This is a genomic window from Streptomyces sp. NPDC059443, assembly GCF_042750105.1.
GTDB lineage: Bacteria > Actinomycetota > Actinomycetes > Streptomycetales > Streptomycetaceae > Streptomyces.
The window spans coordinates 150,675-163,823 of sequence record NZ_JBHYVM010000016.1; the positions used below are offsets into that span (position 1 = coordinate 150,675).

General features: G+C 72.4%; 13 protein-coding genes and 1 rRNA gene. 2 read left to right on the top strand and 12 right to left on the bottom strand.

Features of this window, described 5'->3' with window-relative positions; translation table 11 throughout:
- Positions 1–10: 10 nt before the first annotated feature.
- The 4 genes from recN to ACFXDJ_RS18050 form a co-directional block, all read right to left on the bottom strand.
- Positions 11–1,738, bottom strand: a complete 1,728-nt coding sequence (gene recN, locus ACFXDJ_RS18035; RefSeq protein WP_384659529.1) for a DNA repair protein RecN — start codon at positions 1,736–1,738, stop codon at positions 11–13.
- Between the two features lie 121 nt (positions 1,739–1,859).
- Complete coding sequence (locus ACFXDJ_RS18040; protein WP_384849511.1) at positions 1,860–2,804, bottom strand: NAD kinase; 945 nt, start codon at positions 2,802–2,804, stop codon at positions 1,860–1,862.
- Complete coding sequence (locus ACFXDJ_RS18045; protein WP_384659522.1) at positions 2,801–3,616, bottom strand: TlyA family RNA methyltransferase; 816 nt, start codon at positions 3,614–3,616, stop codon at positions 2,801–2,803. Before ACFXDJ_RS18045 ends, ACFXDJ_RS18040 begins: the two co-directional genes overlap by 4 nt.
- A 7-nt stretch (positions 3,617–3,623) precedes the next feature.
- Positions 3,624–3,893 carry a hypothetical protein gene (locus ACFXDJ_RS18050; RefSeq protein ID WP_384849514.1) on the bottom strand — a complete coding sequence of 90 codons (270 nt, stop codon included), beginning with the start codon at positions 3,891–3,893 and terminating at the stop codon, positions 3,624–3,626.
- A gap of 65 nt (positions 3,894–3,958) precedes the next feature.
- Here ACFXDJ_RS18050 and ACFXDJ_RS18055 point away from each other — a divergent pair, with 65 nt between their 5' ends.
- Positions 3,959–4,306, top strand: a complete 348-nt coding sequence (locus tag ACFXDJ_RS18055) for a sterol-binding protein (protein WP_384659516.1) — start codon at positions 3,959–3,961, stop codon at positions 4,304–4,306.
- Positions 4,307–4,424: 118 nt separating this feature from the next.
- Here the strand turns inward: ACFXDJ_RS18055 and ACFXDJ_RS18060 are convergent, their stop codons facing one another.
- From ACFXDJ_RS18060 to ACFXDJ_RS18080, 5 genes are all read right to left on the bottom strand, one after another.
- Positions 4,425–5,258 carry an ABC transporter ATP-binding protein gene (locus tag ACFXDJ_RS18060; protein WP_384849518.1) on the bottom strand — a complete coding sequence of 278 codons (834 nt, stop codon included), beginning with the start codon at positions 5,256–5,258 and terminating at the stop codon, positions 4,425–4,427.
- Entirely contained in the window at positions 5,255–6,313 is a 1,059-nt protein-coding gene (locus ACFXDJ_RS18065; RefSeq protein ID WP_384849521.1) for a FecCD family ABC transporter permease, read from the bottom strand. Before ACFXDJ_RS18065 ends, ACFXDJ_RS18060 begins: the two co-directional genes overlap by 4 nt.
- Positions 6,310–7,359, bottom strand: coding sequence for a FecCD family ABC transporter permease (locus ACFXDJ_RS18070; protein WP_384849524.1), 1,050 nt, complete (start codon positions 7,357–7,359; stop codon positions 6,310–6,312). The genes ACFXDJ_RS18065 and ACFXDJ_RS18070 overlap by 4 nt, the downstream gene beginning before the upstream one ends.
- 76 nt (positions 7,360–7,435) lie before the next feature.
- A complete protein-coding gene (locus ACFXDJ_RS18075; protein ID WP_384849527.1) occupies positions 7,436–8,203 on the bottom strand; it encodes a maleylpyruvate isomerase family mycothiol-dependent enzyme in 768 nt (255 codons plus the stop codon).
- A gap of 80 nt (positions 8,204–8,283) precedes the next feature.
- On the bottom strand, positions 8,284–9,354 hold the full coding sequence (locus ACFXDJ_RS18080) for an HAD-IIA family hydrolase (RefSeq protein WP_384659504.1): 1,071 nt from the start codon (positions 9,352–9,354) through the stop codon (positions 8,284–8,286).
- Positions 9,355–9,468: 114 nt separating this feature from the next.
- Between ACFXDJ_RS18080 and ACFXDJ_RS18085 the strand changes: the two genes are divergently transcribed.
- Complete coding sequence (locus tag ACFXDJ_RS18085; RefSeq protein ID WP_384659500.1) at positions 9,469–10,740, top strand: DUF1015 family protein; 1,272 nt, start codon at positions 9,469–9,471, stop codon at positions 10,738–10,740.
- A gap of 82 nt (positions 10,741–10,822) precedes the next feature.
- Here the strand turns inward: ACFXDJ_RS18085 and ACFXDJ_RS18090 are convergent, their stop codons facing one another.
- The 3 genes from ACFXDJ_RS18090 to rrf form a co-directional block, all read right to left on the bottom strand.
- Positions 10,823–11,647 carry a hypothetical protein gene (locus tag ACFXDJ_RS18090; RefSeq protein WP_384849530.1) on the bottom strand — a complete coding sequence of 275 codons (825 nt, stop codon included), beginning with the start codon at positions 11,645–11,647 and terminating at the stop codon, positions 10,823–10,825.
- Between the two features lie 44 nt (positions 11,648–11,691).
- Complete coding sequence (locus ACFXDJ_RS18095) at positions 11,692–12,639, bottom strand: hypothetical protein (RefSeq protein ID WP_384849533.1); 948 nt, start codon at positions 12,637–12,639, stop codon at positions 11,692–11,694.
- A 223-nt stretch (positions 12,640–12,862) separates the two neighbouring features.
- Positions 12,863–12,979 (bottom strand): 5S ribosomal RNA (gene rrf / locus ACFXDJ_RS18100).
- Positions 12,980–13,149: the final 170 nt, after the last annotated feature.

Genomic DNA, 13,149 nt, shown 5'->3' on the forward strand with positions numbered 1-13,149 from the left:
TACGGCACACCTACGAAGACGCCTGCGCCGCCGCCAGCAGTTCCTCGGCGTGCGCCCTGGCCGACACCGAGTCCTCGTGGCCGGCCAGCATCCGCGACAGCTCGCGGATCCGGGCCTCGCCCTCCAGGACGGTGACGCCGCTGCGGGTCACGGAGCCGTCGTTGGTCTTCTCCACCAGCAGCTGCCGGTCCGCGAAGGCCGCCACCTGCGGAAGGTGGGTGACCACCACGACCTGCGCCGTCCTGGCCAGTTTCGCGAGCCGACGCCCGACCTCGATGGCCGCCTTGCCGCCGACGCCCGCGTCCACCTCGTCGAAGAGGTACGTGGGCACCGGGTCGGAGCCCGCGAAGACGACCTCGACGGCCAGCATCACGCGCGACAGCTCACCGCCGGACGCGCCCTTGGCGATCGGCCGCGGCTGGGCGCCGGGGTGCGGGGCCAGCAGCAGTTCGACCTCGTCCGTGCCCGAAGGCCCGTACGCGACGAGGCGGCCGCCGACCTCCACCCCTTCGGGGTCCTCGGTCTGGCGGATGTCGATGGTGACCCGCGCGTGCGGCATCGCCAGCGAGGCCAGCTCCTCGGTGACCGCCGAAGCGAACCGGGTCGCCGCCTCGCCCCGCGCATCGGTCAACGCCTGGGCCAGTGCGGAAAGTTCCAGCCGCAGCCCGTCCCGCTCCACGGTCAGTTCGTCGATCCGCTCGTCGTCGCCGTCCAGCTCCAGCAGCCGTACGGAGCCGCGCTCGGCCCACTCCAGTACGGAGTCCACCGTGTTGTCGGCCGACCCGTACTTGCGCGTCAGCTGGGTCAGCGCCGCCCGCCGGTCCTCCACGGCCGACAGCCGCAGCGGGTCGGAGTCCAGGTCGTCGGCGTATCCGGCGAGTTCCCCGGCCACGTCCCCGAGCAGGATCCCCAGCTCCCCGATCCGCTCGGCGAGCACGCCGAGCGCCGGGTCGTGCGAGCGTACGGATTCCAGTGCGCGGTGCGCCCCGGCGACGAGCGCGCCCGCGTCCACGCCCTCCGGGTCCTCCACGTTGCCCGCGAGGGCCGCGTGGGCGATCTGTGCGGCCGAGGCCAGCGATTCGGCGTGCCCGAGGCGTTCCGCCTCCGCCGCCAGCTCGGCGTCCTCGCCCGCGACCGGCTCCACTGCGGCGATCTCTTCGAGTCCGAAGCGCAGCAGATCGGCTTCCTGGGCGCGCTCCCGGGCCCGGGTGGTGATCTCTTCCAGCTCCGCGGAGACAGCGCGGAGCCTGCGGTGGGCGGCAGCGTACTTCTCCAGGGGGACGGCGACGGCGTCGCCCGCGTACCGATCGAGGGCCTGGCGCTGCCGGGCGGGCCGGAGCAGGCCCTGCTGGTCGGTCTGGCCGTGGACGGCGACGAGGTCCTCGGCGAGCTCGGCGAGCAGCCCGACGGGGACGGAGCGGCCGCCGACGTGGGCGCGCGAGCGGCCCTCGGCGGAGACGGTCCGGCTGATCAGCAGGGCGCCGTCGTCGAGCTCGGCCCCGGCTTCCTCGGCGCGCAGGGCGGCGGGGGCGTCCGGGCGCATGACGATGCGGCCTTCGACGACCGCCGCCTTGGCGCCGATCCGCACCAGGGCGGGATCGGCGCGCCCGCCGAGCAGCAGCCCGAGGCTGGTGACGACCATCGTCTTGCCCGCGCCGGTCTCGCCGGTCACCGCGGTGAAACCGGGCGACAGCTCGACCACCGCGTCGTCGATGACCCCGAGCGACCGTATCCGCATCTCCTCAAGCACGGGACGACGATACCGAGGTTTCCCGGGTGCCATGTGACGTCACTCGCCCAGATCGATTCGAACACTCATACTATTTACGTATGCCCGGCCACGCACGGTCCCGCCACGGCTAGTGCGGCGCCCCTCGCCACCCCGACACCGGCAGCGCGAACTTCGCGACCAGCCGGTCCGTGAACGAAGCGTGGTGCAGCCGCGCGAGCCGCACCGGCACCGTCCCCCGCCGGACCTCGACCCGGGCCCCGGCCGGCAGCTCCACCGTCCGCCGCCCGTCGCACCACAGCACCCCGTGCGGGGTCCCGGTCTGCACCTCCACCGCCAGCACCGAGTCCGGCGAGGTCACCAGCGGCTTCGCGAACAGCGCGTGCGCGCTGATCGGCACCATCAGCAGCGCCTCCACCTCCGGCCAGACCACCGGCCCGCCGGCCGAGAAGGCGTACGCGGTCGAGCCCGTCGGAGTCGCGCAGACGATCCCGTCACAGCCGAAGCCGGACACCGGGCGCCCGTCGATCTCCAGGACCACCTCCAGCATCCGCTCCGGGGACACCTTCTGGACGGCCGCCTCGTTCAGCGCCCAGTCCCGGTGCACCACGTCCCCGTTGGTCCGCACGACCACGTCGAGGGTCATCCGCTCCTCGACCTCGTAGGAGCGCGCCACGACCCGGTCCACGACCTTGTCCAGATCGTCCCGCTCGGCCTCCGCGAGGAACCCGACCCGGCCCAGGTTGACGCCCAACATCGGCACCCCCGAGCCGCGCGCGAACTCCGCTCCGCGCAGCAAGGTCCCGTCGCCGCCCAGCACGATCAGCAGCTCGCACCCGTCGAACACCTCCGGGGTGCACTCGGCCACCAGCTCCACCTCGGGCGGCAGCGGCAGGTCCACCGCCTCGTGCCGCAGGACCCGTACGCCCAGCCCGTGCTTCAGCAGCCCCTGCACGACCAGCTCGGCGCTGCGGATGGCCGCCGGCCGCCCGGTGTGCGCGAGCAGGAAGACGGTCCGCTGCCCCTGATCCGCCGATCCGGCCGATCCCGCCGGGTCCCCCGATAGTTCTGTCACTGCGGCCCCTCCGCCACTGCACGGTCAACATCCGCCGGGTCGAGTGCCGGTGCCCCCGCCCTCAGCCACAGAAAATACTCGACGTTGCCGGACGGGCCCGGAAGCGGGCTCGCGGTCACCCCGGCCACGCCCAGGCCCAGCTTCCATGCCTGCGCCGCCACGTCCCGCACGGTCTGCGCGCGCAGCTCCGTACTGCGCACCACACCGCCGCTGCCGAGCCGCTCCTTGCCCACCTCGAACTGCGGCTTGACCATCAGCACGAGGTCCGCGTCCGGCGCGCAGCACCGTACGAGGGCCGGCAGCACCAGGCCGATCGAAATGAAGGAAAGATCGCCGACGACCAGGTCCACGGGGACCCCGTCGAGCTGCTCGACCGTCAACTCGCGTACGTTCGTACGGTCCTTCACGGTGACCCGGTCGTCGCTCTGGAGCGACCAGGCGAGCTGCCCGTAGCCCACGTCGACGGCCATCACGTGGTCGACGCCCGCGCGCAGCAGCACGTCGGTGAAACCGCCCGTGGACGCGCCCGCGTCCAGCGCCCGGCGGCCCTCGACGAGCAGCCCCTGCGGCACGAAGACCGCGAGGGCGCCCGCCAGCTTGTGGCCGCCCCGGGAGACGTAGTCGGGATCGTCCTCGTCCTTGAGGACGACGAGGGCCGCGCTGGTCTCGACCTGGGTGGCCGCCTTCGTCGCCGTGTTTCCGCCCACGGTCACCCGGCCCGCCGCGATCAGCTGCGCGGCGTGCTCGCGTGAGCGGGCCATGCTGCGGCGTACCAGTTCGGCGTCCAGGCGGCGGCGTGCCACTCCTGCCACGTTCGGTTCAGCTCCTGTTTTCGTACGGACTCGGGCCGGTCGGTGCGTCCAGCGCGGTCAGCGCGGAGCGCAGCCCCTTGTGCACATCCTCGTACACCTCGACGTGTCCGTGGGCCGGGAGCCCGTCCACGTCCGCCAGCCGCTCCAGCCGCGCGTCCACCTCGGCGTGCCCGGTGGGCGTGCGTACGAGGCCCAGCGCGGCCTCGGCGGCGCCGGCGGCGCCGGCTGCCTCCGCCGGCGGATCCTGGGGTGGCGCGTCGGACGCTTCGTCGGTCATGCCCCGACGCTACCCCCAACCGCGCCCGCGGCCGCGCACGGCTCTGCGGTACCGTCGGGATCACGATGGCTACGACCGAGGAGTGCCGCGAAGCACTCGACCGACTCTCCGACAACCTGGCAGGGGCCGACGGCGACGTGCGCGGTGCGACCGCGCTCGACCGCTCGCTGAGCTGCCACATCACCGATCTGGACCGGACGTTCACGGGCCGCCTCGACGGAGGCCGGATCCGGGTGGACGCGGTGGTACCCGGGCCGCCGCCCGCCAAGGCCGAGATCCGCCTCGCCATGACCGGCGACGACCTGGTCGCCCTGGTAGCGGGCGACCTGAAGTTCGCCAAGGCCTGGGCCTCCGGCCGCATCCGCCTGGAAGCCGGCTTCCGCGACCTGCTCCGCCTGAAGAGCCTGCTGTAAACCCAGCCCGGCCGAATCGAGCCCGGCCAATCCCGCCCCGCCGGGCAAAATCCAGCCCCGCCGGCGTTTGAGGCGCGGGGGTCCGGGGGCTGGCCCCCGGCAACGGCGCCGCACCCGGCTACTCGGCCAACGCCACCGCCCCGGCACGGACCCGCGCTGCCGGGATCACCAACGGAGTCCCCGTCTCCGGATCCGCGATGACCTGGCACCGCAGCCCGAACACCCGCTCCACGAGCCCCGCCGTCACCACCTCCGCCGGCGGCCCCTCCGCGACGACCTTCCCGTCCCGCATCGCGATCAGGTGCGTGGCGTACCGCGCGGCGTGGTTCAGATCGTGGAGCACCGCCACCAGCGTCCGGCCCCGGCTCTCGTGGAGCTCCGCGCACAGGTCCAGCACGTCGATCTGGTGCTGGATGTCCAGGTACGTGGTCGGCTCGTCCAGCAGCAGCAGCGGAGTCTGCTGCGCCAGCGCCATCGCGATCCACACCCGCTGGCGCTGCCCGCCCGACAGCTCGTCCACGGCCCGGTCGGCGAGCTCGGCGACCCCGGTGGAGGCCATCGACTCGGTGACGATCCGCTCGTCGTCCGCCGACCACTGCCGCAGCAGCCCCTGGTGCGGGTAGCGGCCGCGCGAGACCAGGTCGCCGACCGTGATCCCGTCGGGCGCGATCGAGGACTGGGGCAGCAGCCCCAGCGTCCTGGCCACCTTCTTCGCCGGCATCGACCCGATGGCCTGCCCGTCCAGCAGCACCCGCCCCTGAGAGGGCTTCAGCATCCGCGACAGGGCCCGTAGCAGGGTGGACTTGCCGCAGGCGTTGGGGCCGACGATCACGGTGAAGGAGTTGTCCGGGATCTCCACCGACAGGTTCTCGGCGATGACCCGCTGGTCGTAGCCGAGGGTCACGTTCTCCGCGGTCAGCCGCTGCACTTTCCTGCTCCTCTGGTTCCTCATATCAGCCCCGCCTTGCGCTCGCTGACGAGCAGCCACAACAAATAGACGCCGCCGACCAGCCCCGTCACCACGCCCACCGGCAACTGGTCGGCTCCGAAGGCCCGCTGGGAGGCCCAGTCGGACACGAGCAGCAGCAGGGCGCCCATCAGCGCGCCGGTCAGCAGGCTCGCCCCGGGCGACCGGGTCAGCCGGCGCGCCAACTGCGGTGCGGCCAGCGCCACGAAGCTGATCGGCCCGGCCGCGGCGCTGGCCGCGGTGGTCAGCAGGATCGCCGCGACCATCAGGAGCAGCCGGGTCCACTCCACCCTCACCCCGAGGGCGTACGCGGCGTCGTCGCCCATCTCGATCATCCGCAGGGCCCGGCTCTGGCCGAGGACCAGCGGGAACAGCACCGCGCAGGAGGCGAGCAGCGGCCAGACCTGTGCCCAGTCCCGGCCGGCCAGCGACCCGGTCAGCCAGACCATCGCACGGGTGGCGTCGACGAGCTGAGCCTTCGTCAGCAGGTACTGGATGACGGCGATCAGCATCGCGGAGGCGCCGATGCCGACGAGGACCAGCCGGTAGCCGTGGATGCCCTGCTTGTACGCGAGCAGGTACACGATGAGTCCGGCCACCAGGCCGCCCACGAGCGCCCCGACGGCCACCTCGCCGGCGCCGCCCTTGAAGACGATGATGACGAGCAGCGCGCCGACGGCCGAGCCGTACCCGAAGCCCAGTACGTCCGGGGAGCCGAGCGGGTTGCGCGACACGGACTGGAAGACGGCCCCGGCCATGCCGAGGGCCGCGCCGACGAGCACGGCGACCAGGACCCGCGGCAGCCGCAGGTCGTTGATGACGAACTCGTGCGCCGGGGTGCCGTCGCCCAGCAGGGTCCGCACCACGTCCCACGGGGCGATCTCGAAGTCGCCGGTACCGATGAGGACCACGGCCATCGCCAGCACGAGCACCAGGAGCAGCACTCCCACGCCCAGCGCGCGCCGCTCCACGCGCAGCGAGATCCCTCCGGGCAGGTGAAGCGGCCGGGGTCCGGTCCGGCGTACGGAGGTCACTGTCACAGCTGGGCCATCCTCTTGCGCCGGACGAGGTAGATGAAGACGGGTCCGCCGATGAGGGCGGTGACGATGCCGACCTGGAGTTCGGCCGGCCGGGTGACGACCCGGCCGATGACGTCGGCGCCGAGCAGGAGCACGGGCGAGAGCACCGCTGAGTAGGCGAGTACCCAGCGCATGTCCGGGCCGGTGAACACCCGCACGAGGTGCGGGATCATCAGGCCGACGAAGACGATCGGCCCGCAGGCCGCGGTGGCCGCCCCGCACAGCAGGGTGATGGCCACCATCGCGCCGATCCGGGTCCGCGTCAGGTTCGCGCCGAGCGCGCGGGCGGTGTCGTCGCCCATCGCCATGGCGTTGAGCGGCCGGCCCAGCGTGAGCGCGAGCACGGCGCCGACGATCAGGAAGGGCGCCACCTGCTTGACGGTGTCCATGTTGGCGGAGGCCAGTGAGCCCACCGTCCAGAAGCGGAGCTTGTCCAGCGCCTTGCTGTCCATCAGCTGCACGGCGTTGATGTAGCCGACGAGGGCCGCGCTGGCCGCCGTACCGGCGAGCGCGAGGCGCACCGGGGTGGCGGTGCGGCTGCCGCCGAGCACGTACACGAGGACGGAGACGAGGGCGGCGCCGAGGAACGCCCACCACACGAACTCGCTCAGCGAGTCGGCCCCGAAGAAGCTGATCGCCGATACGACGGCGGCGGCGGCCCCGGCGTTGACGCCGAGGATGCCGGGCTCGGCCAGCGGATTGCGGGTCAGTGCCTGCATCACGGCCCCGGACAGGCCGAGGCCGAGCCCGACGAGCACGCCGAGGAGGGTGCGCGGGACCCGGAGGTCCCGCACGACGACGTCGGAGGTGGTTCCGGAGTAGTGGAACAGGCCGTGCCAGACCTCCTGGACGGGCATCTGCTTGGCGCCGACGGCGATGCTCGCCACCGCGATCAGCGCCAGGACGCCGAGGGCGGCGAGCAGACCGGCGGCTCGCACGCCGTGGCGCGAGCGGGTGGCGGCGGCCGGGGGCGCCGCGCTCTGTTCGGGGGGACTCTCAACCAACACGCAAGTTAGGTTAGCCTACCCTCCGCATTACTCCGTTCCCCCGAGCGGCCCGGGCGCCCCGGCGCCTCGTCCCGTCCTACTCGCTCGGGTCCCAGTCCCTGAGCTGCTCGAAGAGGCGCCGGTCGCCGTCGAGCTCCAGGGAGTCGACCGGGATGCGGTTGTACAGGATGAAGACCAGCTCGCTGGCCGTGCCCCGGAAGGAGGCGTCGGCCGGCGTGGTGCCGGGTCCGGAGAGACGGACGGTCCGCGCGCCGTCGGCGGAGAGCGAGAGGCGCCAGGAGCGGCCCTCGGAGGCGTGGAAGTCGAGGAGGGCGGGCTTGTGCGGCCAGGCGCTCGTCGTCGCGACGCAGGTGGACAGGAACTCGTCGACACCGTCGAGCGCCACCTCCTCCGGCAGCGGCTGCGGGGCACCTATGGTGATCTGGGCGTCGTACGTGTGCACCGCGAACTGCTGGAGCTGGTGCCGGGCCACGGCGCCGACGCTCGCCGGGGACTGCGAGTCCTCCCACCACGTCCAGCAACCGCCGTCCGGACCGGCCTCGCGCAGTGCGTCCAGCAGTTGCTCCGTGGACTCCGCCAGCCAGGCCAGCAGGGCCTCGCGCTCCCGGGGCGCGGCCGGGGCGCCCTGCGCCACGGCCTTAGCCGGGGCGGGCCCCGCGGCGACGGTGGCGGCCCAGTCGCGGCGCCCCTCGCCGATGTGCTGCGCCAGATCGAACAGCGTCCACTCGGGGCAGGTCGGCACCTGCGCGTCGAGGCTGGGCGCGGAGGCGACCGCGGCGCGGAAGGCGGTCGACCGTTCGTCGATCAGTCGCAGCAGAGCGGAGAACTCAAGAGTCGTTGTCACCCCGAATATCTATCACCGCGTTCCGACAATCGGACAGCGATTATTCGCGGCCGCCCGGCCGCCACGGCCCCAAGGCCGTCCTACAGCCCCAGCCTGGCCAGCGCCTTCCCCCCGTCCAGCCCGCACGCACCGTCCCCGGCGTGCGTCCAGGCCGCCGCGCACAGCGCCCGCAGCCCGTCGATGGCGGAACGCCCACCGTGCACACCCGACGCGTCGCCGTCCCCGCCCCGCAGCTCCAGTACGCCGCCGCGCGCCACCGCGGTCCAGGCCCCGCAGCGGAAGCCCCCCTCGGCCCCGCCGGCCGGCACCACCTCGGGCTGCCCGGTCAGCATCCCCCGCAGGTCCCGGTCCACGTACGTCGGCCGGTACTTCGGCTCGGCCCGCAGCAGCTGCGCCCCGTCCGTCACCCCGGTCAGCACCAGCAGCGAGTCCACCTCCCCGTTGAAGGCACCCTCGATGTCGGTGTCCAGCCGGTCCCCCACCACCAGCGGCCGCTTCGCCCCGGTCCGCAGCACGGTCTCCCGGTGCATCGGGGGCAGCGGCTTGCCCGCCACCTGCGGCTCCGCGCCCGTGGCGATCCGTACGACCTCCACCGCGGCCCCGTTGCCCGGCGCGATCCCCCGCGCCCCCGGAATCGTCAGATCGGTGTTCGACACGTACCACGGCACCCCGCGGTTGATCGCGTACGAGGCCTCCGCGAACCGCCCCCACGGCAGATCGGGCCCCCCGTACCCCTGGACCACCGCCGCGAGGCCCTCCTCCTCGGCCGAATCCACCGGCACCAGCCCGCGCTCGCGCAGCGCGACCCGCAGCCCCTCGCCGCCGATCACCAGCACCTTCGAGCCCGGCGCCACCTGCTCGGCGATGAGGCGGGCCACGGCCTGCGCCGAGGTGATCACCTCGGCGGCCTCCGTCGGGATCCCGAGCTCGCTCAGGTGCTCGGCGACCGCGTCCGGGGTGCGCAGCGCGTTGTTCGTGACGTACGCGAGGTGCATCCCGTCGGCCCGCGCCGCGGCGAGCGACTCCACGGCGTGCGCGATGGCCTCACCGCCCGCGTACACCACCCCGTCGAGGTCGAGCAGAGCCGTGTCGTACGCCTGGTGCAGACTCCGCTCACTGCCCGCGGGACTGGTCCTGCTCTGCCGGGTCATGATGTCCGCTCCTCATCCGATCGGTCCGATCGGTCCGATCGGTCCGTTCGATCTTGTCCGGTTTCCATACACCCTGATCATCCCGCATGGCGAGACGCGTCTTACGATTCACCAATGACCACATCTGGCACCGCCGACCATGGACTGCGGCTGATCCCCTTCCACGGCCTGCGCTATGTTCCCGAGCGTGTCGGCAGTCTGGCCGCCGTCACCTCGCCGCCGTACGACGTGGTCGTGCGCCCCGACGGACTCGACCACCTCGAATCCGCCGACCCGCACAACATCGTCCGCCTGATCCTTCCGCAGGCCGACACCCCCGCCGCGCGCAACCAGCAGGCGGCCCGCACCCTGAACGACTGGCTCGCCGAGGGCATCCTCAGCGCCGACCCCGAGCCCGCGCTCTACGTCTACGAGCAGCGCAAGGGCGGTCTGCTCCAGCGCGGGATCATCGGCGCCCTCGCCCTCTCCACGGCCGACGCCGGCATCGTCCTCCCCCACGAGGACGTCATGCCCCACGTGGTCACCGACCGGGCCGGCCTGATGCGGGCCACCTCGGCCAACCTCGAACCGCTCCTGCTCACCTACCTCGGCGACGATCCCGCCTCGGGCGCCGCCGCGGTCGTCGAGCGCACCGCGCAGAGCACCCCGCTGTTCTCCACCACCACCGAGGACGGCTTCCAGCACCGGCTGTGGGCCGTCTCCGACCCCGACCGTCTGGCGGCCATCACCGCCGACCTGGGCGACCGCCAGGCCCTCATCGCCGACGGCCACCACCGCTGGGCGACGTACCTGCGCCTCCAGGAGGAACACGGCTCCCCCACCGCGTGGGACTTCGGCCTGGTCCTCCTCGTGGACACCGCCCGCTACCCGCTCCAGGTCCGCGCCATCCACCGGATGCTGCGCCGCCTCCCGCTGCCCGCCGCGCTGGCCGCCCTCGACGGCCACTTCCGGGTCCGCCCGGTCGAAGGCCCGCTGCCGATGGCGATGGAGGCCCTGGAGGAGGCCGCGGAGCGCGGCAACGCCTTCCTGCTCACCGGGGACGGCACGTTCCACCTGGTCACCGACCCCGATCCGGCCCTCATCGAGCGCACGGTCCGCCACGACCGCCCCGAGGCCTGGCGCAGGCTGGACGCCACCGTGCTGCACTCCACCCTCCTCGACACCCTCTGGGGCATCCCCGACACCCCCGAGCAGATCGTGTACATCCACGACACCGCGGCGACCGTGGACATGGCGGAACGCAGCGGCGGCACGGCGGTCCTGATGCATCCCGTACGGGAGGCGGTCGTCCGCGAGCTGGCCCGCCAGGGCGTCACGATGCCCCGCAAGTCCACCTCCTTCGGCCCCAAGCCGGCCACCGGCCTGGTGCTGCGGAGCCTGGACTGACCGGCCGGACCAATGAAAAAAGGGCGGTACCCCCATCGGGGGTACCGCCCTTTCTCAGTTCACTTCACTCAGTTCACTTCACTCAGCCGTTGTCACGGGCCTTGCCCGCGTCACGGTCGTCCTCGTCCTCGTCCAGGACGACGATCTCGTCGGTGACGTCGACGTCGGCGTCGCCGCCGGCGCTGCCCTCGTACTCCTCGTCGTCCTCGTCGTAGTACTCGGCCTGGTCGGAGGCACGCTCCGCGGCCGCGACCTCGGGGTCGTTCTCGTCCTCGTCCTCGTCGTCCTCGAAGTCGTCCTCGACGCCGACGACGTCCTCGACGTCGTCCTCGTCATCGGCGGCCGCGTCGACGAACTCGACACCGTCCAGCTCGGCGAGCCGGTCGGAGGCGTCCGTGGCCCCGTCCTTGTCGGCCTCGAGGGTCTTGGCAAACCACTCGCGCGCCTCGTCCTCACGGCCGGCCGCCAGCAGGGCGTCGGCGTAGGCGTACCGCAGACGCGCGGTCCACGGCTGTACGGAGCTGGAGGCCAGCTCGGGGCTCTGCAGGGTCACGATGGCAGCGTCGAGCTGGTCCATGTCCCGACGGGCACCGGCCGCGACCAGACGCATCTCGACCTGACCGGCCTTGTCCAGCTTCTGCACCTCGGGCTCGCCGGCCATGGCCAGCGCCCGCTCCGGACGGCCGAGGCCGCGCTCGCAGTCGGCGATGACGGGCCACAGCTCGACGGAACCGGTCATGCGCTTGGCGGCGCGGAACTCCGCGATCGCCTCGGCGTACTTCTGCGTGGCGTACGCGGCGAAGCCGGCGGCCTCGCGCACGGCGGCGACACGGGAGGCCAGGCGCAGGGCGATGCGCGAGTACGCGTACGCCTGCTCCGGGTCCTCGTCGATCAGCCGGGCCACCATGACCAGGTTCTTGGAGACTTCCTCGGCCAGGCCCTTGGGCAGGCTCAGGAGCTCCTGACGGACATCGGAGTCGATCTCGAAACCGGTGACGTCGTCGTCGATCGGAAGCCGCTTGACCGGGTCGCGGTCCGCGCGGAAGTCACGGTCGCCACCACGGTCGTCACGGCCGCGGAACCCACCGCGGTCGCCACCACGGTCGTCACGACGCGGGTACGACGGGCGGTCGCCGCCGCGGTCGTCGCGACCGCCGCGGAAGCCGCCACGGTCGTCATCACGACGGGGGTACGACGGACGGTCGCCACCACGGTCGTCACGACGGGGGTAGCTGGGACGGTCGCCACCACCGGTGGGACGCCCGCCGCGGTCGTCATCGCGACGCGGGTACGACGGGCGGTCGCCCCGGTCGTCACGGCGCGGGAACGAGGGACGGTCCCCGCCACGGTCGTCACGGCGCGGGTAGCTGGGACGGTCGCCACCACGGCTGTCGTCACGGCCGCCGCGGAAGCCGCCGCGGTCGTCATCACGACGCGGGTACGACGGACGGTCCCCACCACGGTCATCACGACGCGGGAAGGACGGACGGTCGCCACCACCGGTGGGACGCCCACCACGGTCGTCATCGCGACGCGGGTACGACGGGCGGTCGCCGCGGTCGTTGCCGCGGAAGCCGCCGCCGGAGGGACGCTCACCCCGGTCGTTGCCACGGAACGGCGGACGGTCGCCACCACGGTCGTCACGACGCGGGAAGGAAGGACGGTCGCCACCACCGGTGGGACGCCCACCACGGTCGTCATCGCGACGCGGGTAGCTGGGACGGTCGCCACCACGGTCGTCACGACCACGGAAGCCACCGCCGCCACCGGCGCCGGTCGGACGGCCACCACGGTCGTCGCGGCGGAAACCGCCGCCACCACCAGCGCCGGCGCCGGTCGGACGGCCACCGCGGTCATCGCGGCGGAAGGGCGGACGGTCGCCGCCACGGCTGTCGTCACGGCCCCCGCGGTAGCCGCCCCTGTCACCGCCGTCGTTGCGCCGAGGCTCGCGCTCCGGACGATCGTCGGGAGAGTTGGACATGGGTGTGACTCCTGTCGTCGGGGTACCGCTAGTCATTCTCGCGCAGCCAACCCATGGCCGCGCTTCGGCGAAAAGCTCTGGAAAACAAAAAAGACCCCTGCTCCAGCGTTGAACGCTGGACCAGGGGTCCTTTGAAAAATTGTTCGGCGGTGTCCTACTCTCCCACAGGGTCCCCCCTGCAGTACCATCGGCGCTGAAAGGCTTAGCTTCCGGGTTCGGAATGTAACCGGGCGTTTCCCTAACGCTATGACCACCGAAACCCTAATCGGTTTCGAGCGAACAAGCACACTTTATAGTTATGTTCTAGCTCTAGAAACCAGCAACCGTTCGTTGCTTCAGAACTAACACAGTGGACGCGAGCAACTGAGGACAAGCCCTCGGCCTATTAGTACCAGTCAGCTCCACCCGTTACCGGGCTTCCACATCTG

Bases quoted from the DNA above. Each gene is read 5' to 3' on its own strand.
- recN (WP_384659529.1), bottom strand. From the start codon at position 1,738: ATGCGGATACGGTCGCTCGGGGTCATCGACGACGCGGTGGTCGAGCTG.
- ACFXDJ_RS18050 (WP_384849514.1), bottom strand. From the start codon at position 3,893: ATGACCGACGAAGCGTCCGACGCGCCACCCCAGGATCCGCCGGCGGAG.
- ACFXDJ_RS18055 (WP_384659516.1), top strand. From the start codon at position 3,959: ATGGCTACGACCGAGGAGTGCCGCGAAGCACTCGACCGACTCTCCGAC.
- ACFXDJ_RS18060 (WP_384849518.1), bottom strand. From the start codon at position 5,258: ATGAGGAACCAGAGGAGCAGGAAAGTGCAGCGGCTGACCGCGGAGAAC.
- ACFXDJ_RS18080 (WP_384659504.1), bottom strand. From the start codon at position 9,354: ATGACCCGGCAGAGCAGGACCAGTCCCGCGGGCAGTGAGCGGAGTCTG.
- ACFXDJ_RS18085 (WP_384659500.1), top strand. From the start codon at position 9,469: ATGACCACATCTGGCACCGCCGACCATGGACTGCGGCTGATCCCCTTC.
- ACFXDJ_RS18090 (WP_384849530.1), bottom strand. From the start codon at position 11,647: ATGGTGGCCCGGCTGATCGACGAGGACCCGGAGCAGGCGTACGCGTAC.